Genomic DNA, 26,559 nt, shown 5'->3' on the forward strand with positions numbered 1-26,559 from the left:
TTATCTCCGATTCGGGTTGAAAGTGACGGGCAAGGTGGCCCAGCAAGTATCGTAGTTGCTTTGCAGCTGCGGGCAATCGAGGGCAAAGCGGCTCGCACGCAATACCTGGCTGGTCTCGAACATGAAGGCCATGGTGTTGTCGATCTTGCTTGGCGCCAGTTCGGCGGCAATCGCCCGGGTGCAGGTTTCACCGTCCGGGCCGTGGGCGCTCATGCAACTGTGCAGCGACGCGCCGCCGGGCAGGAAGCCTTCGGCCTTGGCGTCGTAGGCGCCCTGGATCAGGCCCATGAATTCGTTCATCAGGTTGCGATGGAACCACGGCGGACGGAAGGTATTCTCGGCCACCATCCAGCGCGGCGGGAAGATCACGAAGTCGAGGTTGGCCATGCCCGGCACGCTGGTGGGCGAAGTCAGCACGGTGAAGATCGACGGGTCCGGGTGATCGAAGCTGACCGTGCCGATGGTGTTGAACCGGCGCAGGTCGTATTTGTACGGCACGTTGTTGCCGTGCCAGGCGACCACGTTGAGGGGCGAATGATCGAGCTCGCAGCCCCAGAGCTCACCGAGGAACTTCTGCACCAGGGTGGTCGGTTGCCGCAGGTCTTCGTAATGGGCGACCGGCGTGAGGAAGTCCCGCGGGTTGGCCAGGCCGTTGCTGCCGATCGGCCCGAGGTCCGGCAGGCGTAGCGGCGCGCCATGGTTTTCGGCGAGGTAACCACGGGCTTGCGGGTCGAGCAGTTCGACGCGGAATTTCAGGCCACGGGGCAGGACGGCGATTTCCAGCGGTTCAATTTCCAGCACACCGAGTTCGGTGACGAGCCGCAGCCGCCCCTGTTCCGGGACCAGCAGCCATTCGCCGTCGGCGTTGAAGAACACCCGTTCCATGGAGCGGTTGGCGCGATAGCTGTAGATGCTGATGCCGGCCGGTTTCTCCGCCGCCGAGTTGGCCGCCATGCTCACCAGGCCGTCGAGGAAATCCGTGGGCTCGCCCGGGATCTCCAGCGGGTTCCAGCGCAGGCGGTTGGGGGTGACCGAACCCAGCGGGCCACCGGCCAGTTGCCGCTCCAGCTTGACGAACGCCGGGTGCCGGGCCGACGGCTGGATGCGATACATCCAGGTACGCCGCGCTTCGCTACGGGCCATGGTGAAGGCCGTGCCGGAGAACAGTTCGGTATACAGACCGTAAGGCGCTTTCTGTGGGGAGTTCTGGCCGACCGGCAGCGCGCCGGGCAAGGCCTCGCTGCTGAATTCGTTACCGAAGCCGGACTGATAGGCCAGCACCGTGGAATCGGGACTCATGGAGCCTCCTGGAGGGAGTGGACCTGGGGCTGCCTGCTGATTCGAGAGGCATGCAGCACGGGTCGGTTTATTTTTATGGAAACGAAATTATGCATAACGTGACTTGATTATGCAGAACGTAATTTGATTGACAGTGCCCGTCAAGCTATAAAGACGCCCATTCGTCCCGGGATTACATCGCTTCCATGGAAAAGCCGCGTCCTACCAGCGACAGCAACGGTAAACAGAAAGTCCGCTCGGCGGAGGTCGGTACCGATATCCTCAAGGCACTGGCCGAACTGTCACCCAGCACCTCGCTCTCACGCCTGGCCGAGCATGTGCAGATGCCGGCGAGCAAGGTCCACCGTTATCTGCAGGCCTTGATCGCCAGCGGCTTCGCCGAACAGAACCGGGCGACCAACCACTACGGCCTGGGGCGCGAAGCACTGCGGGTCGGCCTGGCGGCGCTGAACAGCATGGAGGTGCTGCATGTGGCGGCGATGCCACTGGCGGAGCTGCGCGACGACCTGAATGAAAGCTGCTTCCTCGCGGTCTGGGGCAACCACGGGGCGACCGTGGTGCATATCGAACCGGCCGTGCGCGCGGTGACGGTGGTAACGCAGTTGGGTTCGGTGCTGCCGCTGCTCAGTTCGTCCACGGGGCTGGTGTTCAACGCGTTCCTGCCGGATCGGGAAACGGTCGAGTTGCGGGAAGCGGAACTCAAGGCCGGCCACCCTCACCCGCTGGCCGATGTCAGCGTATATACCGCGACCTGTGAACAGATCCGCCGGCGCGGGCTGCATTTCGTCCATGGCTTGCTGATGCCGGGAGTCGATGCCTTGTCGGCGCCGGTGTTCAATGCGCTAGGCCAGGTGGTGGCGGTGCTGACGGTGGTGGGGCCGACGTCACTGTTCCACGCCGATGAAGACGGCCCGGCGGCCAAGCGGTTGCTGGCGGCGAGCGAGGCGGTCAGTTGGCGGATGGGTTATCAGAAGACCTGAGTACCCAGCCGCTACCCCATCAAGCCCAGGGCCTTGGCCTTGGCCACTGCCTGGGTCCGACGCTCCACCCCCAGCTTGCTGTGAATCCGCCGCGCATGGGTTTTCACCGTGTGCAGTGAAATAAACAGCTGATCAGCGATCTGCAGATTGGAGCTGCCCAGGGCAATCAGCTTGAGCACCTCCAGCTCACGCTGGCTCAAGGGATTGTCACCCGTGGCGATCAGCGCCTCTTCAAACCCCAGGCTCGCCAGCATGCCCGGCTGGCGCAAGCGCAACTCGCGCAAGGCCTGTTGCAGATTACAGCGGCTGACCAGCGCCAGCCCCTCCTCCAGGTGACTCTTGGCCAGCGCCGCTCGCCCTTGCAGAAAAGCCACTTCCGCCAGCGCCAGGCGCAGTTCGGTTTCCATGCCCTGCATGCCCCGTCGCTGGGCCTGTTCAAGCAATAGCGCCAACGCCTCCAACGGCGCCAGGGCCTTGTGCAGATAGACCTGCGCCAACACCAACAGGTATTCAAGACGCGGGATCAACTCCAGCGTCGCCGGTGGCGCCTGCACCCCGTCCGCGCCGCTGTAGTGACGCAGTACCCGGGTCAGCGCCTCTTCCGCCAACTCCGGCCGCCCCTGCTGCAACCAGAAATGGCAGCTGACCATCAGCAGCACCGCGCGATACACCACATCCGGAATATGCCGTTGCTGCATCAAGCGTTCGGCATCGCGCAGGCGCACAAACGCCTGGGCGTAGTTGCCGTGGTTGGCATCCAGCAAGGCCAGCCCGAGAAAACCGTACAAGGCCTGTTTATCCTGGCTGCGCAGGCATTCATCCAGGCCTGCCTGGAAATGCTCGGCGGCTTGTTGATCACGGCCCTGGCGCAGGGCGATCCGTCCCTGGCGCAAGGCGATCCGCCCCAGCAACGGGCCCGCCAGGTAACGCTTGGCCGACAACAGGGCATGCATATTGTCCAGCAGGCTCTCGCTGCGATGCAGGGCACCGCGCTGCTCCAGCAACTGCGCATGGTCCAGTTCCAGCAGCGCCTCGAACAACAGCGAGCCTTGCGCCCGTGCCAGGCACAGGGCTTCGCGACTCAAGGCATGGGCCTGCTCCAACTCGCCATCGAGCAGCGCCTGCTGGGTCAGCCCCGACAGGCAGAACAACCGCGCCGGCCAGGCGACCGGCGGCAGGTCCTGCAAGGCTTCGAGAAAATGTCCGCGTGCCCGTTGCGCCTGCCCCTGCAAGTGCAGCAACCAGCCCTGCTGGGCCTGCCAGCGCGCCACCAGTTGCCGCTGTGCCGCCGCCGACGATTGCGGGGAGAAACGGGCCATCTGCTCGATGCTGTGGGCCGCCTCGTCGAAGCGTCCGGCGAACAACAACGCCGTGGTGATCAACCCCACCAGATGCGGCGTGCCGAACATCAGGTCATCCGGCTGCTGCTCGTGCAGGCGCAACAACAGCGCCACGTTCTGTTCCTGGAACAGGTAATCGAAGGTGAAGTTGTGCAACAGGCTGGCCGCCACCTCGAACTCTTCGGCGGCCAGGGCCTGTTCCACCGCCGCCTGCCAGTCGCCGCGGGCACTGAACCACTGGCAGGCGCGGCGATGCCAGGAACGCCCGGCCGGCCAGGGTTCGTCGCGCAGCAGCAGGGCCAGCGGCGCGAACACCCGCAGCCATTCCGAGGAGTCTTCCCAGGGTTCGATAAAACACCCCAGTTCCTGCAGGGTACGCATCCACTGGGCGCCCTCCCCCGCACCGAACAGGTGCTCGCAAAGGTCGGCATTGAAGCGCGGCAGATGCACCAGCACGCGCCAGGCTTCGGCCAGCTCCGGTGCCAGGGCATCGAACAGTTCGTGTTGCAGGTAGTCGAGCAAGGTCGCCGAACGTCGCGATCCGGCGTCGGGAACATTGGCGATCCAGGCCGGCGCTTCCAGCATGGCGACCCGCACCCCGGCGCACCAACCGGCGGTGAACTGCTCCATTCGATCGAGACATTGTGGGGTCAGGGTGATCGACGGGTGACTGACCAACTGTTCGATTTCGCCGCGTTCGAACGCCAGGCTCGGGCCCTCGACCTCGTAGAGTTCACCTTCGAGCAACAGCCGTGGCCAGTTGCAGTGAGGCCGCCGCCGCACGCCCAGCCACCAGTTGAGGACCGGACTGCTGAGCGCCAGCAAGCGATCGAGCAGTTGATCCAGTGCCGGGTTAGGCAAACGGCAATAGTCGTCGAGAAAAACCCAGGTAGGGGTGGTCCAGCGCGCCAGTCGCGCCAACAGACTCGATTCGTCCTGGAACTCGTCCAGCCCAAGTGCCTGGGCCAGGGCCGCGCAGAAGGCGTCGGGGGTGAGATTCGCACCGGACAGCGGTAGCCAGCACACGCCACAGCTGGGCGGGGCTTGCAGCAGGCATTCGGCGAGCAACGCGCTCTTGCCGCTGCCGGCGGGCGCGCAGAGCAGGCGGACCCGTGCCTGGGACTCGATCAAGGGTGTGCTTAGCCGCGAACGTGGCAAATGGCGGGAAGATAAACGAGGCAGGAACCCGGGACGGTCCAGACGCGGGGTCATGGCGGTCATTGCGGCGGCCTTTCTTGATTTTATCCAGTCACCCTAGCCCTGTTAGCGCCTGGAGATGAACAAATATTCAGGAAACTTATCGCAGACCATAAAAAAAGGCCCCGAAAGGCCGATGAACGGGACCTTGAAAGCACCACGCAACCTGTAGGAGCCGGGCTTGCCCGCGAAGCTTTTAGCGCCCTCACGGGCCTCTTCGCGGGCAAGCCCGGCTCCTACAGGACGATGGAGGCTTAGCGAACCCCGCTCGCCCGCAGCGCCGCCGGCGTGTAGTCCGCCGCCTTGCCGACAAAGCCGAACTGGAAGCTGTGCTTCTCTTCGTTCTTCATGCCCAGGGCGATGTAACGCCCGGCAATCAGGTCATACAGGGTTTCAACGGTATAAGCCGGCACCTGGTGGTCGTAGTAGAACTGCGCATGACCTTCGGCCACCCGCCACAGTTGGCCGCGACCGTCGTAGTGATCCACCAGCGCGACCTGCCAGCTGTCTTCGTCGAGGTACATATGGCGCTTGGCATAGATATGCCGCTCGCTCGGCTTGACCGTGCCCTCGATTTCCCAGACCCGGTGCAGCTCGTAGCGGGTCAGGTCCTGGTTGATATGACCGGCCTTGATGATGTCGGTGTACTTGAGGGTCGGCGAGTCGAGCTTGTAGCTGTTGTAGGGGATGTACATCTCCTTCTTGCCGATCAGTTTCCAATCGTAACGGTCCGGCGCGCCGGAGAACATGTCGAAGTTGTCCGAGGTGCGCAGGCCGTCGGCGGCGGTACCCGGACCGTCATAGGCGACTTGCGGGGCGCGACGTACACGGCGCTGGCCGGCGTTGTAGATCCAGGCCAGACGCGGTTCCTTCACCTGGTCGAGGGTTTCGTGCACCAGCAGCACGTTGCCTGCCAGGCGCGCCGGCGCGGTGACTTCCTGCTTGAAGAAGGTCAGCACGTTGGCGCCCTTGTCCGGCCCCAGGTCGGGGATCTCCGACGGCACGGCGGCTTCTTCCTCGAAGGTGATCGGGGTGAAGGAACCGTCGGTCTGCGGCGTGGCCTGGGTGATGGTGCGACGCAGGTTGCCACCGTGGTAGCGGGTGATGTGGTTCCACAGCACTTCCACGCCGGTCTTCGGAATCGGGAAGGCGTAGTAGCGGTTGCCGGTGAAGTTCGCCAGGCCGTTGCCGTCATTGATCGTAGTGACGTTCAAGGCGCTGCGCTTGGCCGCCTCGAGAACCGCGTCCGGCAGGACCACCGTGCGGTGGGTCGGATAGACCGGGATCTTGTAGGTCTGCGGATAGCGCTTGAACATAGCGAGCTGGCCTTCGGAAAGCTTGGCCTTGTACTGCTCGGCGGTGGCCGCGGTGATGATGAACAAGGGTTTTTCATTGGCGAATGGGTCGGCCAGGAAACCTTTACTGTCCACCGCACCGGCGTTTTTCGGGATACCGCCGGTGTAGGCCGGGATCGAGCCGTCGGCATTACCGGCCTTTTCCGCGCCGATGGCGGTCAGGCTGGTGCCGAGCTTGGCCGCTTCCTCCGGGGAAACCGCCGCCATGACGTTGGCGGCCAGCAGGCTCAGGGCCAGGGCGCCACATTGCAAAATCATCTTGCGCATAAAGTTGTCCTTCTCAAGCCTGGATCAGAAGTTCGCGCCGACGCTGAGCGCCACGAAGTCACGGTCAATCAGGGTGTTGTAGTTGCCACCGAAAAAGTCGGTGAAGCTGAGGCTCGCGGTGTAGGTGTTGCGGTAGTCGGCGTCCACACCGATGCTGACCGCCTTGGCGCCCTGGTTGAAGATGCCGTTGGGGCCATAACCCTTGACGTCATGGGACCAGGACAGGTTCGGCTTGAGGTTGATCCCGGCGAACACGTTGCTGTAGTCGAGGATCGCCCGGGCACGGTAGCCCCAGGAGGTGGCGGTGACGAAACCACTGGTATCACCCTGGAAGCCGTAGGCACCGTAGACCGAGTCACGCCCGTAACGCAGCTTGTCCTTGGTCTCCAGGCCGCCGACGTAGGTCATTCCCGCCTCGCCCACCAATGTCAGGCGCTCGGCACCCAGGACCTGGTCGAAGAACTGCGTCAGGGTGCTTTGTATCTGGGTGATTTCCTTGCGGCGGTAGCCGGGGTTGTCGGAACCGGGGCTGGTCTGGATCGGTGAGGCAGCACCACCGGCAATCGGATTGACCAGTGCCAGGGTCAGGTCGGTGGTGTTGAGCTGCACCGGGGCGTTGGGACGATAGCTGATCTCGCCACTCCAGGCCGTACCGGTTGGCAAGGTGGTGGAGAAGCTGGCGCCGTAGAGGCGGATGTCTTCCGGGTACTCGAGATAGTACTGACCGCGTCCCAGCATGATGCTTTGCGCCAGGCCGCTACGGAACGGTGCCGGTGTCAGCGGCAGGATACTGCCCAGCGCCGTGATGGTACTGGCACTGGCGGTGGTGGTGCCGACGGTCGGGGTTCGGCTGTGGTAGTTCATGAAATACAGGCCGTACTCGGTGTCGCTGCCCAGCCAGCGCAAGGCCATGCCCCATTGGCCACCGTCACGGGCATCGCGGTCATCGCCGCGCTGCACCACAACACCTTCCGGAGTGACCTGAAAGCCCTGGCCGAACGCCGCGGCCAGCGGTTGCAACGGCGCGATCGCCGGGCTGCCGACGGTGTAGTTGTTGTTGCAACCGTGTTGCACCACATCGTTGCCGAAGAAGGTCCCGCAGTTGTCGACGACGGTGTTTTCCCAGTTCAACTGGTAGAACCCTTCGACCGTCAGTTGGTCGGTCAGGCTCTGGGAAGCGAAGAACATATTGACCGGGATCAGGCCTTCCTTGATCTCGGCACCCGGCCGGCGGAAGGCCGAGACGTCGATGGGGTTGATGCTGTTGATCGAGTTACCGATAAAGGTACTTTCACCCCAACTGACCACCTGCTTGCCCAGGCGCACAGTGCCCGGCAGGTCGGCGATGGAGTAGTTGTGATAGATGAAGGCGTCGAGGATTTGCGCGCCCGAAGAACGTGCCGCTTCATCACGATGGTGATCGCTGATGTCCTTGAAGTCCTGGCTTTCGTCGGCGGTCGCGAAATCGTACCAGTACTTGCCCCGGACGAAGACGCCGGTGTCACCGTACTTCAATTCCAGGTCATGAATGCCCTTGATGATCTTCGAGAAGGCTTCGCCCTTCTTGTAGTTCAAGCGTCCGTCATCACCGGTGGAGGCCTGGCCGGTACCGCCGTTGGGCACCCCTACCAGGCTCTTGTCGGCATCGCGCAGGCCCCAGCTCACGCCGGCCGACAGGGATGAGTCGAATTTGCCTTCGATTTCCCCGATATTGAACGAAACCGCCTGCGCCTGCGCACTGACGCCCATGGCAACCGCGATGGCCAGAGCCTGCGGCGTGAAGATGGCGCGCATTGTTGTTTTTGTCATGCGTCTTCCCCGGTGTGTGACAGAAGGCTTCACCCTACTCACCACCAACGGGAGCGATAAGCGCACCAAGGAGGTATTCGTGCTGTACCTCGAAAGGATGAACGAGTGCCTGCGGCGCGCTTTGCAGCGCGCCATCGAACCTGTGGATAACGCGTCATAGCGCATATGGATGGAGGGCAGCCGGGACGGCTCCGGGTGTAGTGACTTGCGCAGACGACTGTTACTCCAACGGTAACAGTGATTGTCGCAAAGCAGGCTGTTTCAACGAAACCGAACGCCTTATTATGAACGTCATCTACTCTTTACTGACGTTGATTTACTCCTTGATCGAACGTCTTCCCTTGGCCACTGCGTTTGCAGTGGCTTTTTTTATGCCCGCGCCATTCAAGGTCACGACAGGCTTTCAGGACCGCTGAAACTTCACAAGCAACCAGGGACCCTTCTTACAATCTGGAAAGACCCAGGCCGCTATTCCGGCTCAACACCACGACTCACCCTGTTCCACTCAACAACATCACGGGATAGGGAAGGAGTCGCTTATGAAATCGATCAATTACAACACCTATCGCAGCACCCGGGGTTTCAACGACAGGGTTCGCTTTCTGGTGCTGCATTACACCGCCATCGACTTCGCCAGCTCGGTCAAGGCCCTCACCGGCGCCCAGGTCAGCAGCCATTACCTGGTGCCCGATGTCACCGACCCGAGCTATCTCCAGGCCGGTTTCAAGGAGCAGGAAATCTTCAATCTGGTCGACGAAGACAAGCGCGCCTGGCATGCCGGTGCCAGTGCCTGGGCTGGCAGAACGCAGCTCAACGACACCTCGATCGGCATCGAGATCGTCAACCTGGCTTCAGACAGCGGGGGGCAGTTTCATTTTCCGCCCTATGAGCCCCGGCAGATCGAGGCGCTCAAGCAGTTGTCGTTGAATATCCTCGCCCGCCATCCCGAGATCACGCCCACCCAGGTGGTCGGACATTCGGATATCGCCTGGAGCCGCAAGAGTGATCCGGGAGCCGCCTTTCCCTGGCACGATCTGTACCTGTCGGGCATCGGCGCCTGGTTTGACGAAAGCACCCGCGACCGCTACCTGCAGCACTATCTGCGCGCGGGCCTGCCCCCTCAGAAAACAACCTTGGAGCGGTTCAAGAAGTACGGGTATGACGTGACGGGAGCCGACACGCAAACGGGGTTCAAACAACTGGTCAGGGCCTTCCAGTTGCATTTCCGAGCGGAGAATTACGATGGGGTGCTGGATGCCGAGACCGCGGCGATCCTCGCGGCACTGGTGGAGAAGTACTTCCCGGGGGCAATACAGGCCAACTGAGGCAAAACCGGTGCAGGGCTTGCCCCTGTCCGGTTATTACCCCCCCCTGTAGGAGCCGGTTTGCCGGCGATGAGGACTTTGAGCCTTGTATCGCCCTCGCGGCCGCTATCGCCGGCAAGCCAGCTCAGATGCTGCGTTGTGTCAGGCAGCCCTGTTTTCAGGCCAGGTATTTCTGCAGATTCGCCATCATTTCCCGCAGGGCTTCAGGCGTGTCCTTCGGGTGCACGGCACCGTCGAAATCGCAGATCTGCTTCCAGCTGGCCGCCACGTCCTCCACGGAAAAACCATTGTGCGGATCGAAGCCGGCGCCCAGGCTGCGCTCCCAGCGGGTCTTGCCGATCCAGCCGCCACCGACTTCGAACAGGCCGGATGTTTCATCGCACTGCTCACTGCCGAGGAATACCACCAGCGGGCTGATCAGCTCCGGCTTGAGCAGCTCGAAGACCTGCGGCGGAATAAGGCCTTCGGTCATGCGCGTGCCACCCGTCGGGGCAATGGCGTTGACCAGGATATTGTTCTTGCGCCCCTCGATGGCCAGGGTCCGGGTCAGGCCATACAGGCCAAGCTTGGCCATGCCATAGTTGGACTGGCCGAAATTGCCGTAGATACCGGAAGTCGATGCGGTGAAGATCACCCGGCCATAGTTTTGCTCACGCATATGCGGCCAGGCAGCGTGGGTAACTTTGTAGGCACCTTCGACATGCACCCGGTAAACCAGGTCCCAGTCGGCATCCTCCATTTTCAGGAAGGTCTTGTCCCGCAGGATGCCGGCGTTGTTCACCACCACATCGATACGACCAAAGGCATCCAGGGCGTTCTGCACGATCTTGTCGCCATCGGTGACCGAGTCATGGTTGGCCACTGCGGTACCGCCGGCCTCGCGAATCTCGGCCACCACCTTGTCCGCCGCCGAGGCATTGGCGCCTTCGCCGTGGGCCGAGCCGCCGAGGTCGTTGACCACCACTTTGGCCCCATGGCGGGCGAACAGCAGTGCATGGGCACGTCCCAGGCCGCCGCCAGCGCCAGTGACGATCACCACTTTATCTTCGAAGCGCACAGACTCACTCATACAGGACTCCAGCCAGGGCCGATGGAAATAGACGCCGAGTGTCTGACACCCGGCCTTTGGTCACAATAAAGTCGGCCAGGGCTGAATGGTACGCGATAAGGCAGAGGGATAGTCCGGCCCTGGCCGCGCCTGTCCCTGTTGACGCACGCCGAGCAGCGGCCTCAGAGCCGGAACCCGGAGTCCTCTTTGTCCAGCTTGCGCAGCAGCGCCGGCCAGGCCAGCGCCCCGCCCATGCCCTGGGCACTACGGGTGACCGCGGCGACCATGGCCTTGGCTCCGGCGAGTATCTGCGGCTCGATGGCGATCAGCGGCGCCGCGCCATTTTGCGCCAGCACCTGGATATCGCAGGCGCGCTGGAAGGTGAACATCATCAGGAAGGTGTCGGCGATGGTCGAGCCACAGGTGAGCAGGCCGTGGTTGTGCAGCATCAGAAAGTTGTTTTCGCCGAGATCGGCCTGCAACCGCGCTTTCTCCTCATGGTTGAGGGCCACCCCTTCGTAGGCGTGATAGGCCAGGCTCGACAGCACGAACAGCGATTGCTGGCTGATGGGCAACACGCCCTGCTGCTGTGCCGAAACCGCGACACCGGCGGCGGTGTGGGTGTGCAGCACACAGGTCACATCGTGCCGCACCTCATGGATAGCGCTGTGGATGGTGTAGCCGGCCGGGTTGATCTCGTAGGGGCTGTCCAACAGCTTGTTGCCGGCCTGGTCGACCTTGACCAGGCTCGACGCGGTGATCTCGTGGAACATCAGCCCATAAGGGTTGATCAGGAAATCCTCGGTACCCGGCACCTTGGCCGAGATATGGGTGAAGATCAGGTCGTCCCAGCCGTGCATCGCCACCAGGCGATAACAGGCCGCCAGGTCCACGCGGGTCTGCCATTCGGCGGCGCTGACTTGGCTCTTCACATCGGGTGCGGCGGTAACAGGGGCTGCGTTCACGGCACTGACCTCGGGGTTTGCGGTTTTTATTCTAGTACCGACCAGTCTAGAACAGCCGGTTACCCCGACGGAGTCGCATTGCCAGCCAGCTTGATGACTCAGCGGGTCAGCGAGTCATCAGATCACTGCCGCCAACAGCGGTGCGGCAAACAGGTTCAGCAAACCGGTCAACACCATCACCAGGCCCGCCACCGAGCCCTCTTCGCCACCGACTTCACGGGCGCGACTGACCCCGGCACCGTGAGCCCCCACACCGAACAACGCACCGCGGGCCAGACTGCTGCGCAACGGCAACCACTTGAGCAGCAGCCCGCCGAGAAATGCCCCGAACACCCCGGTGACCATCACGAACACCGCAGTCAGTTCCGGCACGCCGCCGAGGTCCTGCGCCAGCGGCATGGCAAAGGGCGTGGTGATCGAGCGCGGCACCAGCGACAGGGCCAGACTGTTATCCAGCGACAGCGCCCTGGCCAATCCGTAGGAAGTGCCGATGGACGCCGCGCTACCGGCGAACATCCCCAGCAGCAATGCCGGGCCATGGCGCATCAGCATCTGCCGCTGCTGCCAGATCGGCACCGCGAAGGCCACGGTGACCGGCCCGAGGATCAGCATCAGCCAGTGGGTATCGCGCGAATATTCGGCGTACGCCGTGTGCAGCGGCAGCGCCACCGCCAGCAGCACGAACGGCACCAGGATCAGTGGCGACAACAGATAGCGGCCCGTGCGGCCATACACCCAACGGCTGAACACATAAGCGGCCAAGGTCAGCCCCAGCCAGAACAGCGACATCCACTCAAGCTTCATGACGGCTGCTCCAGCGGCAGACAAACTCGACGGTAAAGGCCGTCGCCAGCATCACCGCCAGGGTACTGACGCCGATCACCAAGAGGATCCGCCAGCCGTCCTGACGGACCATGGCGCCGTAGTCCAGCAGGCTCATCACCGCCGGGATAAAGAACAGCAACATCTCCGCCATCAGCAGCCCGGCCCCCAGTTGCAGGGTGGCGGGCTTGACCCGGCCGGTGGCGAAGGCCAGCAACAGCAGCGCCAGGCCGATCACCCCGCCGGGAATCGGCCAGTGGCTCCAGGCGGCGAACAGCGTGCCCAGCTGATAGAGCCCCAGCAACACGGCCAGTTCGGCGAGCAGGCGGCAGGATTTTTTCAGCAACAGACGGTTCATCGGATTCAGTCCTCTCAGGAAGCCGATTTTAAAGTTGTCACTGTCATCCCAAAAGCGAATTGTTAGACTGGCAGCCATTCCACTTTGGAATCAGGCCATGGAATTCAAGCAACTGCGCAGCTTTATCGAGGTGGTCCGCCAAGGCGGTTTCACCCAGGCGGCGAAAACCCTGCACATCAGCCAGTCGGCGGTGAGCAAGCAGGTCGCCCAGCTCGAGCACGACCTCGGTACGCCGTTGCTCGACCGCCACGGCTCGCGGGTCCTGCTGACGGCGGCGGGCGGCGTGGTCATGCAACGGGCCGAAGCCATGTTGCGCCTGCGCAACGAGTTGCTCAGCGAACTGGATGACCTGAGCCACCTGGCCCGCGGTGAACTGCGCCTGGGTTTGCCGCAACTGGGCGGCGAGGCCCTGTTCGCCAGCCTCTTCGCCGAGTACCGACGGCGCTACCCCAATATCAGCATTCACCTGCTTGAAGGCGGTAGCCTGACGATCGAGCCGGCGGTGCTGAGCGGCGAGCTGGAACTGGGGGCGGGCCTCAAGCCGAGCGATCCGGCACTCGACTACCAGCCGTTTTGCGATGAGCCCCTGGATGTGTTGCTGGCGACCGATCATCCGCTGGCCGAGGAAGGCTCCATCCGCCTGGAACAATTGGCCGATACGCCGTTTCTGCTGTACCAGCGCAGCTTCGTACTCAACCACCGGTTGATGGAGGCCTGCCGACAAGCCGGGTTCACCCCCAAGGAGAGCGGGCGCAGCGGCCAGGCGGACTTTCTCGCCGCACTGGTGGCCGCCGGGCAAGGCGTGGCGTTGTTGCCCAGCGTGGTCGCGCGTTCGCTGATACGGCCCGGGGTGGTGCGCCTGACCTTGAGCTCACCGACCGACCTGCGCTGGGACATCGCCTTTGTCTGGCGGCGCGGCGCCTACCTGTCCAAGGCCGCCCAGGCCTGGCTGGCGCTGGCGCGCGAGCGACCCAGCCTCAGCGCAACGCGCTGATAAACTCGGCCAGCCAGGGCTCGGCGTCGGTTTCCGGGGTGACGCTTTCGCTGGCATCCAGGCGCAGCATGCCCTTCACCTCGCGCACGCCCAGCTCGGCAAACAGCTCGCGCATTTGCTCGCCGCCGCCGCAGAAGGTGTCGCCGTAGCTGGAATCACCGAGGCCGATCACCCCGCCCGGCAAGCCGCGCCACGCTGCCGGTAGCTGGTCGCGGATGGCGTTGTACAACGGTTGAAGATTGTCCGGCAACTCACCCATGCCAGTGGTGGCGGTCACGGCCAGGAAGGCCTGCGGGGCAAAGGCCTGGACATCGGCGAGGGTCGCCCGCGGGTTGTGCCAGGCCTCGAAACCGGCCTCGCGAAGGATTTTTTCAGCGTGACGGGCAACTTCTTCGGCGGTGCCGTAGACCGAGCCGGAAAGGATGGCGACTTTCATCAATCTGATCCTGATGCTTGATAAAAAACCCAGGATACCAGCAGATGAGAGACTTTCTCACAAAACCCGCCCCTCGCCGCTCGCAAATGGGATGGATTATTCAGGACGATGTCTTAAACTTTGCCGGACATGTCAATGGATTGCGCGGGCGTTGAACAATGATAAATCCCAAACTGCTGCAAATGGTGATTGACGCGTCGAACGACGGCATCGTGGTGTCCGAACAGGAAGGCGAAGACCATATCCTGATCTACGCCAACCCGGCGTTCGAACGCCTGACCGGTTACACCAACGAAGAAATTCTCTATCAGGACTGTCGCTTCCTGCAGTCGGGCGACCGCGACCAGCCGGCGCTGGAACTGATCCGCGAAGCCCTGCACACCCGCAAGCCGTGCCGGCAGATCCTGCGCAACTACCGCAAGGACGGCAGCCATTTCTGGAACGAGCTGTCGCTGTCCCCGGTGTTCAACGAAAGCGACCAACTGACCTACTTCGTCGGCGTGCAAAAAGACGTGACGGTGCAGGTCAAGGCGCAGCAGCGGGTGGCCCAGCTGGAAGCGCAACTGGCCGAGGTCCAGGCGCAACTGGCGGCGCTCAAGGCGGCAGGCACAAACCAGCCATGACCGATCAGCGCGGCCGGCCGGTGCAGGAGACGCCTGAGCGGCGATCAGGTGTCGAGGCGGCCCGCCAACAGTTGTTGCAGGCGCCGGCGCATCAGCCGGCCGTCATTGCCCAGGCAACCGATGCTTGAGCCTTCCAGGCGCTCCTGTAACAGTTCCGAGACATCCCCGGCCAACATCACCGCACAGTCCACCGACAGCGCCAGGCGGTTGAGGCGGCGTGGCAGATCCGTCGTCGGCGAACGGTTGGAATACAGCACCAGCGCCTCGGGCCGGACCTTTTCACAGACCAGGGTCAGTTCATCGAAGGGCTGGCCAACCGCCAGGACACTGACGCAGCGGTCGCCGTCACCCAGCAACAGGCCGGCCACCAACAATTCGAGCTCACGACATTGATCCGGTAAAGCGGCGAGCACGATGCGCTGGGAGGGCAGCCCGCGAACCACGTGCAGGCGCTGCAGGACCCGCGCGCGCAGGAAGGTATCGAGAAACAGCCACTCGCTGGTCTGGCCGAACTCACCGCTCTGCAACTGCAGCCGCTGCCACAGCGGCAGGAGGATATTCTGGAACACCACGGTCAGCGGGTAGCTGGAAAACACCTGTCCGTAGAGACGTTCGAGGGCCGGTTCGTCGAAAGCGCTGACCGCCGCGCGCAATTGCGTCTGCCAGTCGTCCCATTCCGTCTGGGCAATCGATTGCACCGCAATGCCGGAAGGGGTGTGAATGGGCGCTGCCTGGGCGGCGGTCTTCGCCAGGATCTTGCCGACCTTGCTCACCGCCACGCCGCGCTCGATCCAGCCCATGATGGTGCGGACCGTCTCGATATCGCTCATGGCATAGAGCCGATGCCCACTTTCGGTGCGGGTCGGCTGAATCAAACCGTAGCGCCGTTCCCAAGCCCGCAGGGTGACCGGATTGACGCCGGTCAGGCGCGAAACTTCGCGAATGGGAAACAACTCTTCCTGTTTCAGCGCCCGCAACAGCGGCGCGGCAGGTTCAAGTTCGGTCATGACGGGCATCTGTCACACATTTATGGGTAGGATTTAACCGATATTCTAGCCCACTGGATCCAACACCCTGCAAATCATACGCAATGCGACTTACTGGCTTGGTGCATTTCCCGGGAATAGGGAATAATTCTTGCCTGTCCAAACACGCAGCCCACCACCCCGGCGCTGCGTTGCGCATCAGCCCTATCCGGGCGGCATGCTTGTCTTACGGAGATACATGATGTCTACCTCACCCGTCACCATGATGGTGGCCCGGCGCGTTGCCGATGGCCGCTACCAGGACCTGCTCGCCTGGTTGCACGAAGGCGAACTGCTCGCCACCGACTTCCCCGGTTACCTGGGCTCCGGCGTGCTCGCCCCGCCGCCCGGGGACAACGAATTCCAGATGATTTTCCGCTTCAGCGATGCCACGACCCTGGGCGCCTGGGAGCACTCCGCTTCGCGCAAGGCCTGGCTGGCGCGCGGCAGCGACCTGTTCGCCGGGCCACAGGAGCGCCGGGTCAGTGGCATCGACGGCTGGTTCGGCGTCGTCGGCCAACGTCCACCGCGCTGGAAGCAGGCGGTGGCGATCTGGCTGGCGTTCTTTCCCGTGTCGCTACTGTTCAACTTTGGCCTCGGGCCGTTGCTCGCCGAGCTGAATCTGCTGCCACGGGTACTGGTCAGCACCCTGGTGCTGACCCCGCTGATGGTCTACTTCTTCATTCCGCTGTCGACCCACCTCCTCGCGGGCTGGTTGCACAGCACCCAGGCCAAGGCGCTGCCCGGCGACACGGCCACTGCCCGGCATTGACGGTACGCAGTATCCGGCTTGGCAGTTGTACAAGCGGTGTGGCTGGTATAGCTTTGACTTCAACGTCAACCGACGCCTCTCCACCGCTGCCACGAGCCTTCGATGCCATCGTCTTGTGCCCCCATCCTGATTACTGGCGCCGGCCAGCGTGTCGGCCTGCATTGCGCAGAGCGACTGCTGGCCGACGGCTACCCGGTGATCTTCAGCTATCGCAGCGAGCGCCCAGGCGTCCAGGCCCTGCGCGACCTCGGCGCCACCGCGCTGTTCGCCGATTTCTCCAGCGAAGCCGGGATCCTGGCCTTTATCGAAACGCTGAAGCAGCACACCGACTGCCTGCGGGCGATCGTCCACAATGCCTCGGCCTGGCTGGCGGAAACTCCCGGTAACGAAACCGCGGCCTTTACCCGGATGTTCAGCCTGCACATGCTCGCGCCCTATCTGATCAACCTGCACTGCGCCGAACTGCTGGAACGCTCGCCAATGGCCGATATCGTGCACATCAGCGACGATGTCACCCGCAAGGGCAGCAGCCAGCACATGGCCTACTGCGCCAGCAAGGCCGGCCTGGACAGCCTGACCCTGTCCTTCGCGGCCCGCTACGCGCCACGGATCAAGGTCAACGGCATCGCCCCGGCGCTGCTGATGTTCAACCCCGACGACGACGCGGCGTACCGCGCCAGGACCCTGGCCAAATCGGCCCTGGGTATCGAGCCCGGAGCCGGGGTGGTCTACCAGAGCCTGCGCTACCTGCTGGACAACCCCTATGTCACCGGCACAACCTTGACCGTCAACGGCGGCCGGCACCTTAAATAAGCCGCCCCGCGAGGAATCCTTTCCATGAGTGCCACACTGCCCGAGCATTACCGCGAGATCCTTCTGGGGCTGGGCGAAAACCCCGACCGCGAGGGCCTGCTGGACACCCCGAAACGGGCCGCCAAGGCCATGCAGTACCTGTGTCATGGCTATGAGCAGAGCCTCGACGAGGTGGTCAACGGCGCGCTGTTCGCTTCCGACAATGACGAGATGATCATCGTCAAGGACATCGAGTTGTACTCGCTGTGCGAACACCACCTGCTACCCTTTATCGGCAAGGCCCATGTCGCCTACATGCCCACCGGCAAGGTTCTGGGGCTGTCGAAGATCGCCCGGATCGTCGACATGTTCGCCCGCCGCCTGCAGATCCAGGAAAACCTCACCCGGCAAATCGCCGACGCCATCGAGCAGGTGACCCAGGCCGCCGGCGTGGCGGTGGTGATCGAAGCCCAGCACATGTGCATGATGATGCGCGGCGTGGAAAAACAGAATTCGACCATGAATACCTCGGTGATGCTCGGCGCCCTGCGCGACTCGAGCACCACCCGCATGGAGTTCCTGCAACTGATTGGACGGAGCAAGTAGCAATGCCACAACTTCAACCCGGCATGGCACGCATTAGGGTCAAGGACCTGTGCCTGCGGACCTTTATCGGCATCAACGAGGACGAGATCCTCAACAAGCAGGATGTGCGGATCAACCTGACCATCCTCTATGCGGCCCAGGAAGCGGTCCGCGACAACGACATCGATCACGCCCTGAACTACCGCACCATCACCAAGGCGATCATCCAGCATGTGGAGGGCAATCGCTTTGCCCTGCTCGAACGCCTGACCCAGGAACTGCTGGACCTGGTAATGAGCAACGAAGCCGTGCTCTATGCCGAGGTCGAAGTCGATAAGCCCCATGCGTTGCGCTTTGCCGAGTCAGTATCGATTACGCTCGCGGCGAGCCGTTGAGCCACTGAGCCGTCTGGCGTTCGCCGCGCCAGGCTCTTATCATCGCGCCCTACTTCACCCGCACAGAGCCCATCATGACCGAGCAAGAACGCCTCGAACTCGAAGCCGCCGCCTTTCGCCGGCTGGTCGCCCACCTGGACAGCCGCAAGGATGTGCAGAACATCGACCTGATGAACCTCGCCGGGTTCTGCCGCAACTGCCTGTCCAAGTGGTACAAAGCCGAAGCCGACGAACGCGGGGTCGAGGTCAGCCTCGACGACGCCCGTGAAGTCATCTACGGCATGCCCTATGCCGAGTGGAAGGCCCAATACCAGCAAGAAGCCAGCGCCGAACAACAGGCGGCGTTCGCCAAAGGAAAACCCCATGAGTGATTTGAACACCCTGCGCGCCAGCCTCAACAGCGGCGAACATGTTTTTGCCGACACCCTGGCTTTCGTGGCCGCCGGTTACGACTATCAGCCACAAGCCTTCAACAACGGCGGCGTGGAAAACGCCGCCGGGCAGAACGAAGGCTCGTGCAAGACCCTGGGCCTGGCGCTGCTGGAAGGCTTGAGCGACCAGGAAACCTTGCTGGCCTTCGGCGAGCATTACCGTTCGGTCCTCGCCACCCCTGAAGGCAGCGACCACGGCAATATTCGCGCGTTGATTGCCCACGGCCTGGCCGGCGTGAAGTTCACCCAGGCGCCGCTGACCCGGCGCTGATTCAAGCGCCCGGCCGGCACATCGCAACTTTTAAGATTGACCCGGCGACTTTATTTCGTTTGCCGGGGACCGCTGCTCACGGCTTAGATAAAAAGAAGTCTTCCTTCTTTCGAGTCAGGTCTCCATGAGCAGCGAAACCATCAGCCAGTCGATTTCCATCGTTCACCCGATCAGCCTCAGCCACGGCAAGAACGCCGAGGTCTGGGACACCCACGGCAAACGCTATATCGATTTTGTCGGTGGCATCGGCGTACTCAACCTCGGCCATTGCCACCCGCGTATCGTCGAGGCCATTCGCGAACAAGCCACCCGGCTGACCCACTACGCCTTCAACGCCGCGCCCCATGCGCCCTACCTCGAACTGATGGATCGCCTGACGGCGTTTATTCCCGTGACCTACCCGGTCAGCGGCATGCTCACCAACAGCGGCGCGGAGGCGGCGGAAAACGCCTTGAAGATCGTCCGTGGCGCCACCGGTCGCACCGCCGTGATCGCCTTTGACGGCGCCTTCCACGGCCGCACCCTCGCCACCCTCAATCTCAACGGCAAGGTGGCCCCCTACAAACAGAAAGTCGGGGTACTGCCCGGGCCGGTGTATCACCTGCCCTTCCCCAGCCAGGACAATGGCGTGACCTGCGCCGAGGCGCTGAAGGCCATGGAGCGGCTGTTCAGCGTCGAAATCGATGTCGAGGACGTCGCCTGTTTTATCCTCGAACCGGTGCAGGGCGAAGCAGGCTTCCTGGCGTTGGACGTGGAGTTCGCCCAGGCCCTGCGACGTTTCTGCGATGAGAAAAAGATCCTGCTGATCATCGATGAAATCCAGTCCGGTTTCGGTCGCACCGGCCAGCGTTTTGCGTTCTCGCGACTGGGGATTGAGCCGGACCTGATCCTGCTGGGCAAGAGTATTGCCGGCGGTGTGCCGCTGGGGGCGGTGGTCGGCCGCAAGGCGCTGCTCGACACCTTGCCCAAAGGCGGACTGGGCGGCACCTATTCGGGCAACCCGATTGCCTGCGCCGCGGCCCTGGCGACCCTGGATGAAATGACTGATGCGAACTTGCAGGCCTGGGGCGCGCAACAGGAAGAGGCGATTGTCGGCCGTCACCAGGCCTGGCGCGCCAAGCAGCTTTCACCCTACCTGGGGCGCCTGACCGGTGTTGGCTCCATGCGCGGCATCGAGTTGATCAACCCCGACGGCAGCCCTGCGTCGGCACAGTTGACGCAATTGCTGGCCCTGGCCCGCGAGGCCGGTTTGCTGCTGATGCCCAGCGGCAAGTCGCGGCACATCATTCGCCTCCTGGCCCCCTTGACCACCGAGGCGGCAGTGCTGGAAGAAGGGCTGGATATCCTCGAGGCGTGCCTGGCCAGGCTTACCTGAAATCCGCGGGCAAAAAAAAACCGGCCGAGGCCGGTTTCTTCATAACGATGCAATCAGAACGAAGCGTTCTGCAGGTCGTCGAGGTAGCGCTCGGCGTCCAGTGCGGCCATGCAGCCGGCGCCGGCCGAGGTGATGGCTTGACGGTAAACGTGGTCGGCCACGTCACCGGCGGCAAACACACCTTCCACGCTGGTGGCGGTGGCATTGCCGTCACGGCCGCCCTGCACCACCAGGTAGCCGTCTTTCAACGCCAACTGGCCTTCGAACAGCGAGGTGTTCGGGGTGTGGCCGATGGCGATGAACACGCCGTCGACTTTCAGCTCGTCGAAGCTGCCGTCGTTGTTCTTCAGACGGGCACCGGTGACGCCCATGTTGTCGCCCAGGACTTCGTCCAGGGTGGCATTGAGCTTGAGGACAATCTTGCCCTCGGCGACGCGGGCATGCAGTTTGTCGATCAGGATCTTCTCGGCACGGAAGGTCTCGCGACGGTGCACCAGGGTCACCTTGCTGGCGATATTGGCCAGGTACAGCGCCTCTTCCACGGCGGTGTTACCACCACCGACCACGGCGACTTCCTTGTTGCGATAGAAGAAACCGTCGCAGGTGGCGCAAGCGGAAACGCCCTTGCCCATGAACGTCTCTTCCGACGGAAGGCCCAGGTAACGAGCGCTGGCGCCGGTGGCGATGATCAGGGCGTCACAGGTGAAGGTGCCGCTGTCGCCCACCAGGGTGTAGGGCTTTTTCGCCAGGTCCACCGCATTGATGTGGTCGAAGACGATTTCGGTTTCGAAACGCTCGGCGTGCTCTTTCATGCGGTCCATCAGCGCCGGGCCGGTCAGGCCGTGCACGTCGCCGGGCCAGTTGTCGACTTCGGTGGTGGTGGTCAATTGCCCGCCGGCCTGCATGCCGGTGATCAGCAGCGGCTTGAGGTTGGCACGCGCGGCATAGACCGCGGCGCTGTAACCGGCAGGGCCGGAACCGAGAATAATCACTCGCGAATGGCGTACTTCAGACATGACTCACTCCTATCGACCGCCCGTCAGCTACCGGTGCGGAACGCCGGCGGACCGGCTGGAATAAAAAAGGACTGCGAAAGCACTTGGGGAAGGCTTGTAGCACACAGTCCTGAAAAATAATGAGGTGCAGCGTATCGAGGAGGCGAAGATTAAGGAAATACGCAATAACAATCCAGCTCATAGCAGGTCTCTATCCTGAGCGGTGTTCTTCAAGACGCCTTTGTTACTGTAAATGTCGAACCTTTCACCGGCCCTGCAAAGCCGGTAAGGTCGGCGCGTTTCCCCCATCTCGGAGCACGTTATGCCCGCACCCGTCCTGTCCGGCCCGCAATATCTGCGCGAGGGCCTGAAGCTGGTCCTGAGCCCGGGCCTGCGCCTGTTCGTCCTGCTGCCGCTGGCGATCAACCTGGTGCTGTTCGTCGGCTTGATCTACCTGGCCGGCCATTATTTCAGTCTCTGGGTCGATACGCTGATGCCGACCCTGCCCGGCTGGCTGAGTTTCCTCAACTACATCCTCTGGCCGCTGTTCGTGGCGCTGGTGGTGCTGATGGTGTTTTTCACCTTCACCATGATTGCCAACGTCATCGCCGCGCCCTTCAATGGTTTTCTCGCCGAGAAAGTCGAAGTGGTGGTGCGCGGCACCGACAATTTCCCGGCCTTCAGCTGGGCCGAACTGCTGGCGATGATTCCCCGCACCCTGGCGCGGGAAATGCGCAAGCTGGGTTACTTCCTGCCGCGGGCCATCGCGCTGTTGGTGCTGTCGTTCATCCCGGTGGTGAATATCATCGCCGCACCGCTGTGGTTGCTGTTCGGGGTGTGGATGATGGCGATCCAGTACATCGACTACCCGGCGGACAACCACAAGCTGAGCTGGCAGGGCATGCTCGCCTGGCTGCGGCAGAAACGCTGGCAGTGCATGAGTTTTGGCGGGATCGTCTACCTGGTGCTGCTGGTACCGGTGGTCAACCTGCTGATGATGCCGGCGGCGGTGGCCGGGGCGACCTTGTTCTGGGTCCGTGAGCGCGGCGACGAGGCGGTGGCCGGCGAGAAGCGCTGAGGCGCCCGCAAACCCTTTAGAGACCGTTCGCTAATCACGCTTGAACTGCCCTTTCCCAGCCAACTGATACACAAGGCTGGTACACATGGCACTGATAGCCCAACCGTTCCGGCACCCTGATTCGGGTATTTATTACCTTCGACGCAGGGTGCCGGATGACCTCCGACAAGTGATCGGCAAAACTGAAATTCGCCGTTCGCTGAAGACGCGAAATCACCACCAAGCCAAGGCCGCATTCGCCATCGCTTTTACGGAATCCGAACGCGTATTCAGTGATGCCCGCAATGGGCTTAGCATCGAATGGTTCCAACCAGAGACACCCCCGCCGACCTCACCTAGACTAGCGCTATCCACGTCCCCAGAACCCCTTGTAAAGCTGTCACAGGTGTTAGGCCGCTACATCCAGTCCGTATCGATGTCTGGCAGGTCTGAATACGTTCTACAGCGTCATACAGTCGATTATGGCCGTGCCGTCAATCGGTTCATCACGAAGATGGGAGACCAACCCATTACGGCGATTCAACCTTCTGACATCCATGCGTTTGCGGCCGATCTCATCCAACCTAAAGACGCAGATGAAAAACCGCTTGCGACTTCAACCACGCGATTGTTGCTGGCGAGGCTGTCATCGGTTCTGGCGTTCGCGGTGGATTCCGGCTTGCTCGAATCGAACCCCGTCCTCGTCTCTCGCATTCACAAGCGTCTCGGCCCGAGCAAACCCAAACGTCGACTAAACGACAATAGGGGTTACACCTGGAATGAGCTGATCACTCTGTTTGGCCACCCTGAATTTCAACGACTGAGGTATGCACAAGGCCGTCCAGGAAGTGCCGTGTTCTGGCTACCATTGATTGCGGCATATACGGGTGCTCGCCGTGAGGAAATAGCTCAACTGTATGTCGGAGATTTCCACCAGCACGAAAGTAGCCAATGGTTCATCAGGATCATCGATGACCGTCCGGATAAATCAGTCAAAACCGACAGTAGCCGTAGGGAAATCCCCATTCATGACGATTTGATCGTCCTGGGCTTACTGACACTGGTGCTGGGCCGAGAGCCTGACTCAAGGATTTTTCCACAACTGATCAAGGTATCTGACGGTTTTGCGGGGATCGTATCCAAAACATGGCGTCCGATCAGCCAACGCTGCGGGGTATACCGACCAGACTGCAATCCGCTCCACGGCTTTCGACACAGCTTCAAGACGCTTGCCAGGGAGCACGGGATACCCAAAGAGGTAAGCGATTGGATCACCGGGCACGCATGCACGAATGAAGGTGATCGTTATGGAGTGAACCCTTTGTCCCGGATGGCAGAAGAAATCCAGAAGCTTCCGAGTATTGCGAGGGCCGCCGGACTAATCCCCAAAAAATAAAAAAGGGGTGCATCTCAAAGCTGTTTCCACCGAGAAGGCACCCCAGACAATTACATCAATTCAAAAACAAATAATTAACACCACAGTACACCACCAACAAAACAGCGCCCACAACGTTTCAATCAAATAATCATTCAATACAAGCAAGCAAATCCCAAACAACATCATCACCCCCTAAAATTAAAAATAATTCTTGAAACTGTTTAGATTGGGACGATTTGGCCTCATACTCCACTCAACCAAAACGAAATTCCCGCTGATACCGATGATCACCGTCATTATCAGCAGGGATTAACTCAACCACAAAAAGGTACATTCGTAATGCCCATCAAGTATATTCACACCGCCATTGCCGCCCCAGGGGCTGGAAAAACGAACGCCGTAATCAATAAGATTCCAGATTATATTGGAAGCGGGTACAACGTCATCATGGCGCTTCCAACTTTAAAATTAAACGACGACATTTTGAAAAGCATGAAAAAAGCGAATCTAACCCCTCTGATCATTAACAGTGATCAGGATGAAATCAAACACAATAAAACATCAGTAACAAGGGTCCTGGCCCAAGCGCTTAAGAGCAAGGCTCATCCGTTGATTATCACGACCCACGACTCCTTGAGACGTACCGACCCTATTCTTCTCAAAGGTTATATCCTGATCATTGACGAAATTCCCGAAATTATGGATATCAATCATTTCACCTTGAAATCCAAAGAAGCAGAAACAATCTTTGCAACCACCAAAGCTTTTAATAATCAACTGCAAATCAAGGATGGTCTGCTTACGGAAATAAAGGCTCGGGTAAAAACGTACAAATCATCAATGTCGAATAAGGATAACGCGTCTACATTATCGGCAGTTGAACATAAAATTTATGACACAATCTTGACCGGAAATATCGTACTCTTTGAAACTGAAAAAAGTGGTTTTATCAACTTCCACACTATTGTTGATAAAACCGTGTTTAATCAGATTGATCGGGCAAGGGAAACCCATATCTTGGCTGCGAATATTGAAGGGGGATTCTTTGACCTTTTTGCGAAGAGAATGGGCTACAAATACACACGCTCGAAGTTCACTCCAGAACCGTCAAAATATAACTGCCCCATCTATATTTATCCGATGTTAAACGGTAGCTGGTCAAAAACAAAAGTACTAGCAAATGAAGAAGGAAACCTGGGATACACTCATGACGGGCAGAACAATCAAATCATTGATCGGGTATTCGAAACAGCAATTCAGCATTCGCCCAATGAAAGCTTTTTGGTCATTCAGAACTCATGGTCTAAATTCAGCGAAAAATATCAACCATCGGCTCAAAAAGTGAATACTAAAATTAAATTTGTCCCGATGGATTGTCGCGGATTGAACTGTTATCAGGACAGCACCGCTGCCTTACTGTTGTTTTCCGGAAAACCAAGCCCAAACGATACAATCTGTCTAAAGGTTGTAGGTGACAGGTACGATATTAATTTAACTGAGCTAATTAAAGCTTGGATCGTTAGAAATAAGAATGAGGCAAGCTTGCAAGCTGTCACCCGCACTGCAATCCGGACTTGGGGAAATACCAAGCCGGTGTACTTTTACGTGCAGGATACAGAAGTCGCGAACTACTTCAAGCAAACGTATATGACGGACGCTATTATTGATCATCGTTTGGCGTTGACCATTTCTGCGAAACCAGACGGCAGGTCTAAAACCCCACCCGATGAAAAAACCAAAGCTATTAACTTCATCAAACATGGGTTCAATAACGGATTTAAACAAGCCGATATCAACAAGGCCGTGACGGAGCTTTGGAAGGTAGCAGAGAGAACTGCCCGTACATGGACAAAAAACGTACGCGAAAGCTTACCAGTCAAGCCTGCCGAAGGCCTGGAACAGTTCTTCGTATAATAGATTCCGCCCGGTGAAAGCTGGGCGGCTAGCCTGCATAAAAACGGCCGCATCCCTAAGAATACTTCTTAGAGATACAGCCAACTTTTAAAATCTTCAAGCATATTCTAAAACCAGAATAGCCATTCCAAGCACAGAGAAGATCAGAACGCACGAAGTGTGTTCTGCGCGAAGCGTGCACCTAGAACAACCTGACGAACTGAACACTATAGTGATTTTAGATTTCAAAACCACTAGAACCATCAATTCTCAGCAGACGGCTTGGATCTTCGAATACCGCTAAAAAACTAGGAGCATTTGAATTCTATCAAACCTTAAAATAGCAATCGGTTCATATGGGTCTACCCAGCCCTGCGGGTGCACTCGCAAGCTCGTGCATACCCATATCAACTTCGCAGAATCCTAGCAGTTCATTTAAACGCTTTTAACGGTATATACCTCCGAGAAGAGAGTCCGTTCCATTCGCCTACGGCGTTGTTTCGGGTGTACTTGACGAACACCAGAAACATCAAGCCCCCTCCTATGCAGCCATATCACATCCCCCTCGCCGAAAGCATCAATATTTTTATATAAATGTTTTGCAGCATTTTGGTTTCCAAACATCTATCTCAGTTCTTCCTAGAAAACCAAACTTTAGCAGCACATCTGTTACACCAGTACACCAAAGCATCTGTTTTAGGCAGATTTTATTGGATGTCATTCACCAGACCATCCGGTACAAGTGCTATGTATCTTTCGCATACTTAGACGT

25 protein-coding genes are annotated in these 26,559 nt (G+C 60.3%); 14 read left to right on the top strand and 11 right to left on the bottom strand.

Translation table 11 applies throughout. The features are described from left to right. A complete protein-coding gene (hmgA, locus tag M5C56_RS21225) occupies positions 1 to 1,299 on the bottom strand; it encodes a homogentisate 1,2-dioxygenase (protein WP_103496574.1) in 1,299 nt (432 codons plus the stop codon). Between the two features lie 185 nt (positions 1,300 to 1,484). Between hmgA and M5C56_RS21230 the strand changes: the two genes are divergently transcribed. After that, entirely contained in the window at positions 1,485 to 2,279 is a 795-nt protein-coding gene (locus M5C56_RS21230; protein WP_103496573.1) for an IclR family transcriptional regulator, read from the top strand. Between the two features lie 11 nt (positions 2,280 to 2,290). Here M5C56_RS21230 and M5C56_RS21235 read toward each other — a convergent pair whose 3' ends face one another. The 3 genes from M5C56_RS21235 to M5C56_RS21245 all read right to left on the bottom strand — a co-directional run bounded on the left by M5C56_RS21235 (position 2,291) and on the right by M5C56_RS21245 (position 8,247). Beyond that, positions 2,291 to 4,840: a LuxR C-terminal-related transcriptional regulator gene (locus tag M5C56_RS21235; RefSeq protein WP_103496572.1), complete on the bottom strand. Its 2,550-nt coding sequence runs from the start codon at positions 4,838 to 4,840 to the stop codon at positions 2,291 to 2,293. A gap of 230 nt (positions 4,841 to 5,070) precedes the next feature. Next, the gene (locus tag M5C56_RS21240) at positions 5,071 to 6,438 is read right to left on the bottom strand and encodes a DUF1329 domain-containing protein (RefSeq protein ID WP_103496571.1); all 1,368 of its coding nucleotides are present in this window, start codon (positions 6,436 to 6,438) and stop codon (positions 5,071 to 5,073) included. Positions 6,439 to 6,462: 24 nt separating this feature from the next. After that, positions 6,463 to 8,247, bottom strand: a complete 1,785-nt coding sequence (locus M5C56_RS21245) for a DUF1302 domain-containing protein (RefSeq protein ID WP_103496570.1) — start codon at positions 8,245 to 8,247, stop codon at positions 6,463 to 6,465. A gap of 539 nt (positions 8,248 to 8,786) precedes the next feature. Here M5C56_RS21245 and M5C56_RS21250 point away from each other — a divergent pair. Continuing rightward, complete coding sequence (locus M5C56_RS21250) at positions 8,787 to 9,572, top strand: N-acetylmuramoyl-L-alanine amidase (protein WP_103496569.1); 786 nt, start codon at positions 8,787 to 8,789, stop codon at positions 9,570 to 9,572. A 157-nt stretch (positions 9,573 to 9,729) separates the two neighbouring features. Here M5C56_RS21250 and M5C56_RS21255 read toward each other — a convergent pair whose 3' ends face one another. The 4 genes from M5C56_RS21255 to M5C56_RS21270 form a co-directional block, all read right to left on the bottom strand. Further along, entirely contained in the window at positions 9,730 to 10,641 is a 912-nt protein-coding gene (locus M5C56_RS21255) for an SDR family oxidoreductase (protein WP_103496568.1), read from the bottom strand. 161 nt (positions 10,642 to 10,802) lie between these two features. Further along, positions 10,803 to 11,585, bottom strand: a complete 783-nt coding sequence (locus M5C56_RS21260) for a class II aldolase/adducin family protein (RefSeq protein ID WP_103496567.1) — start codon at positions 11,583 to 11,585, stop codon at positions 10,803 to 10,805. 117 nt (positions 11,586 to 11,702) lie between these two features. Beyond that, entirely contained in the window at positions 11,703 to 12,389 is a 687-nt protein-coding gene (locus M5C56_RS21265; RefSeq protein WP_103496566.1) for an LrgB family protein, read from the bottom strand. Continuing rightward, entirely contained in the window at positions 12,379 to 12,765 is a 387-nt protein-coding gene (locus M5C56_RS21270; RefSeq protein ID WP_103496565.1) for a CidA/LrgA family protein, read from the bottom strand. Before M5C56_RS21270 ends, M5C56_RS21265 begins: the two co-directional genes overlap by 11 nt. Positions 12,766 to 12,862: 97 nt before the next feature. Here M5C56_RS21270 and M5C56_RS21275 point away from each other — a divergent pair, with 97 nt between their 5' ends. After that, positions 12,863 to 13,759: a LysR family transcriptional regulator gene (locus tag M5C56_RS21275; protein ID WP_103496564.1), complete on the top strand. Its 897-nt coding sequence runs from the start codon at positions 12,863 to 12,865 to the stop codon at positions 13,757 to 13,759. On the opposite strand, the gene M5C56_RS21280 is transcribed toward M5C56_RS21275, so the two are convergent. After that, complete coding sequence (locus M5C56_RS21280) at positions 13,743 to 14,195, bottom strand: flavodoxin (RefSeq protein WP_103496563.1); 453 nt, start codon at positions 14,193 to 14,195, stop codon at positions 13,743 to 13,745. The genes M5C56_RS21275 and M5C56_RS21280 overlap by 17 nt on opposite strands. Positions 14,196 to 14,353: 158 nt before the next feature. Here M5C56_RS21280 and M5C56_RS21285 point away from each other — a divergent pair, with 158 nt between their 5' ends. After that, positions 14,354 to 14,818, top strand: a complete 465-nt coding sequence (locus M5C56_RS21285; protein WP_103496562.1) for a PAS domain-containing protein — start codon at positions 14,354 to 14,356, stop codon at positions 14,816 to 14,818. Positions 14,819 to 14,862: 44 nt separating this feature from the next. On the opposite strand, the gene M5C56_RS21290 is transcribed toward M5C56_RS21285, so the two are convergent. After that, positions 14,863 to 15,834, bottom strand: a complete 972-nt coding sequence (locus M5C56_RS21290; protein ID WP_103496561.1) for a MerR family transcriptional regulator — start codon at positions 15,832 to 15,834, stop codon at positions 14,863 to 14,865. 211 nt (positions 15,835 to 16,045) lie between these two features. Here M5C56_RS21290 and M5C56_RS21295 point away from each other — a divergent pair, with 211 nt between their 5' ends. The 7 genes from M5C56_RS21295 to M5C56_RS21325 all read left to right on the top strand — a co-directional run bounded on the left by M5C56_RS21295 (position 16,046) and on the right by M5C56_RS21325 (position 20,464). Beyond that, positions 16,046 to 16,615: an antibiotic biosynthesis monooxygenase gene (locus M5C56_RS21295; protein ID WP_103496560.1), complete on the top strand. Its 570-nt coding sequence runs from the start codon at positions 16,046 to 16,048 to the stop codon at positions 16,613 to 16,615. 102 nt (positions 16,616 to 16,717) lie between these two features. Next, positions 16,718 to 17,428: a dihydromonapterin reductase gene (gene folM / locus M5C56_RS21300; protein ID WP_103496559.1), complete on the top strand. Its 711-nt coding sequence runs from the start codon at positions 16,718 to 16,720 to the stop codon at positions 17,426 to 17,428. A gap of 24 nt (positions 17,429 to 17,452) precedes the next feature. Beyond that, positions 17,453 to 18,013 (top strand): GTP cyclohydrolase I FolE, encoded by a 561-nt coding sequence (folE, locus tag M5C56_RS21305; RefSeq protein WP_103496558.1) that lies wholly within the window; start codon positions 17,453 to 17,455, stop codon positions 18,011 to 18,013. 2 nt (positions 18,014 to 18,015) lie between these two features. Next, the gene (gene folX / locus M5C56_RS21310) at positions 18,016 to 18,387 is read left to right on the top strand and encodes a dihydroneopterin triphosphate 2'-epimerase (RefSeq protein WP_103496557.1); all 372 of its coding nucleotides are present in this window, start codon (positions 18,016 to 18,018) and stop codon (positions 18,385 to 18,387) included. Between the two features lie 74 nt (positions 18,388 to 18,461). Beyond that, positions 18,462 to 18,758 carry a DUF1244 domain-containing protein gene (locus M5C56_RS21315; protein WP_103496556.1) on the top strand — a complete coding sequence of 99 codons (297 nt, stop codon included), beginning with the start codon at positions 18,462 to 18,464 and terminating at the stop codon, positions 18,756 to 18,758. Continuing rightward, positions 18,751 to 19,089, top strand: coding sequence for a HopJ type III effector protein (locus M5C56_RS21320; RefSeq protein WP_103496555.1), 339 nt, complete (start codon positions 18,751 to 18,753; stop codon positions 19,087 to 19,089). The genes M5C56_RS21315 and M5C56_RS21320 overlap by 8 nt, the downstream gene beginning before the upstream one ends. Positions 19,090 to 19,213: 124 nt before the next feature. Beyond that, a complete protein-coding gene (locus tag M5C56_RS21325) occupies positions 19,214 to 20,464 on the top strand; it encodes an aspartate aminotransferase family protein (RefSeq protein WP_103496554.1) in 1,251 nt (416 codons plus the stop codon). Between the two features lie 53 nt (positions 20,465 to 20,517). Here the strand turns inward: M5C56_RS21325 and trxB are convergent, their stop codons facing one another. Next, a complete protein-coding gene (gene trxB, locus M5C56_RS21330; RefSeq protein ID WP_100942218.1) occupies positions 20,518 to 21,480 on the bottom strand; it encodes a thioredoxin-disulfide reductase in 963 nt (320 codons plus the stop codon). Between the two features lie 301 nt (positions 21,481 to 21,781). Between trxB and cysZ the strand changes: the two genes are divergently transcribed. The 3 genes from cysZ (at position 21,782) to M5C56_RS21345 (ending at position 25,808) form a co-directional block, all read left to right on the top strand. Beyond that, complete coding sequence (gene cysZ, locus M5C56_RS21335; protein WP_247263312.1) at positions 21,782 to 22,537, top strand: sulfate transporter CysZ; 756 nt, start codon at positions 21,782 to 21,784, stop codon at positions 22,535 to 22,537. An 85-nt stretch (positions 22,538 to 22,622) separates the two neighbouring features. Further along, positions 22,623 to 23,912: a DUF6538 domain-containing protein gene (locus M5C56_RS21340; RefSeq protein WP_103498444.1), complete on the top strand. Its 1,290-nt coding sequence runs from the start codon at positions 22,623 to 22,625 to the stop codon at positions 23,910 to 23,912. Positions 23,913 to 24,233: 321 nt separating this feature from the next. Beyond that, the gene (locus M5C56_RS21345; protein WP_103498445.1) at positions 24,234 to 25,808 is read left to right on the top strand and encodes a hypothetical protein; all 1,575 of its coding nucleotides are present in this window, start codon (positions 24,234 to 24,236) and stop codon (positions 25,806 to 25,808) included. The last annotated feature ends 751 nt before the right edge of the window (positions 25,809 to 26,559 follow it).

Source organism: Pseudomonas sp. MWU13-2862, from assembly GCF_023242495.1.
Taxonomy (GTDB): domain Bacteria; phylum Pseudomonadota; class Gammaproteobacteria; order Pseudomonadales; family Pseudomonadaceae; genus Aquipseudomonas; species Aquipseudomonas gingeri_D.

Excerpts from the sequence above, each read along its gene's own strand:
- hmgA (WP_103496574.1), bottom strand. The coding sequence starts at position 1,299 with ATGAGTCCCGATTCCACGGTGCTGGCCTATCAGTCCGGCTTCGGTAAC.
- M5C56_RS21295 (WP_103496560.1), top strand. The coding sequence starts at position 16,046 with ATGTCTACCTCACCCGTCACCATGATGGTGGCCCGGCGCGTTGCCGAT.
- M5C56_RS21290 (WP_103496561.1), bottom strand. The coding sequence starts at position 15,834 with ATGCCCGTCATGACCGAACTTGAACCTGCCGCGCCGCTGTTGCGGGCG.
- M5C56_RS21250 (WP_103496569.1), top strand. The coding sequence starts at position 8,787 with ATGAAATCGATCAATTACAACACCTATCGCAGCACCCGGGGTTTCAAC.
- M5C56_RS21240 (WP_103496571.1), bottom strand. The coding sequence starts at position 6,438 with ATGCGCAAGATGATTTTGCAATGTGGCGCCCTGGCCCTGAGCCTGCTG.
- M5C56_RS21315 (WP_103496556.1), top strand. The coding sequence starts at position 18,462 with ATGACCGAGCAAGAACGCCTCGAACTCGAAGCCGCCGCCTTTCGCCGG.
- M5C56_RS21270 (WP_103496565.1), bottom strand. The coding sequence starts at position 12,765 with ATGAACCGTCTGTTGCTGAAAAAATCCTGCCGCCTGCTCGCCGAACTG.
- M5C56_RS21340 (WP_103498444.1), top strand. The coding sequence starts at position 22,623 with ATGGCACTGATAGCCCAACCGTTCCGGCACCCTGATTCGGGTATTTAT.
- M5C56_RS21245 (WP_103496570.1), bottom strand. The coding sequence starts at position 8,247 with ATGACAAAAACAACAATGCGCGCCATCTTCACGCCGCAGGCTCTGGCC.
- M5C56_RS21345 (WP_103498445.1), top strand. The coding sequence starts at position 24,234 with ATGCCCATCAAGTATATTCACACCGCCATTGCCGCCCCAGGGGCTGGA.
- folM (WP_103496559.1), top strand. The coding sequence starts at position 16,718 with ATGCCATCGTCTTGTGCCCCCATCCTGATTACTGGCGCCGGCCAGCGT.
- M5C56_RS21265 (WP_103496566.1), bottom strand. The coding sequence starts at position 12,389 with ATGAAGCTTGAGTGGATGTCGCTGTTCTGGCTGGGGCTGACCTTGGCC.
- M5C56_RS21325 (WP_103496554.1), top strand. The coding sequence starts at position 19,214 with ATGAGCAGCGAAACCATCAGCCAGTCGATTTCCATCGTTCACCCGATC.
- M5C56_RS21230 (WP_103496573.1), top strand. The coding sequence starts at position 1,485 with ATGGAAAAGCCGCGTCCTACCAGCGACAGCAACGGTAAACAGAAAGTC.
- M5C56_RS21320 (WP_103496555.1), top strand. The coding sequence starts at position 18,751 with ATGAGTGATTTGAACACCCTGCGCGCCAGCCTCAACAGCGGCGAACAT.
- M5C56_RS21235 (WP_103496572.1), bottom strand. The coding sequence starts at position 4,840 with ATGACCGCCATGACCCCGCGTCTGGACCGTCCCGGGTTCCTGCCTCGT.
- folE (WP_103496558.1), top strand. The coding sequence starts at position 17,453 with ATGAGTGCCACACTGCCCGAGCATTACCGCGAGATCCTTCTGGGGCTG.
- folX (WP_103496557.1), top strand. The coding sequence starts at position 18,016 with ATGCCACAACTTCAACCCGGCATGGCACGCATTAGGGTCAAGGACCTG.
- M5C56_RS21285 (WP_103496562.1), top strand. The coding sequence starts at position 14,354 with ATGATAAATCCCAAACTGCTGCAAATGGTGATTGACGCGTCGAACGAC.
- M5C56_RS21280 (WP_103496563.1), bottom strand. The coding sequence starts at position 14,195 with ATGAAAGTCGCCATCCTTTCCGGCTCGGTCTACGGCACCGCCGAAGAA.
- M5C56_RS21275 (WP_103496564.1), top strand. The coding sequence starts at position 12,863 with ATGGAATTCAAGCAACTGCGCAGCTTTATCGAGGTGGTCCGCCAAGGC.
- M5C56_RS21255 (WP_103496568.1), bottom strand. The coding sequence starts at position 10,641 with ATGAGTGAGTCTGTGCGCTTCGAAGATAAAGTGGTGATCGTCACTGGC.
- trxB (WP_100942218.1), bottom strand. The coding sequence starts at position 21,480 with ATGTCTGAAGTACGCCATTCGCGAGTGATTATTCTCGGTTCCGGCCCT.
- cysZ (WP_247263312.1), top strand. The coding sequence starts at position 21,782 with ATGCCCGCACCCGTCCTGTCCGGCCCGCAATATCTGCGCGAGGGCCTG.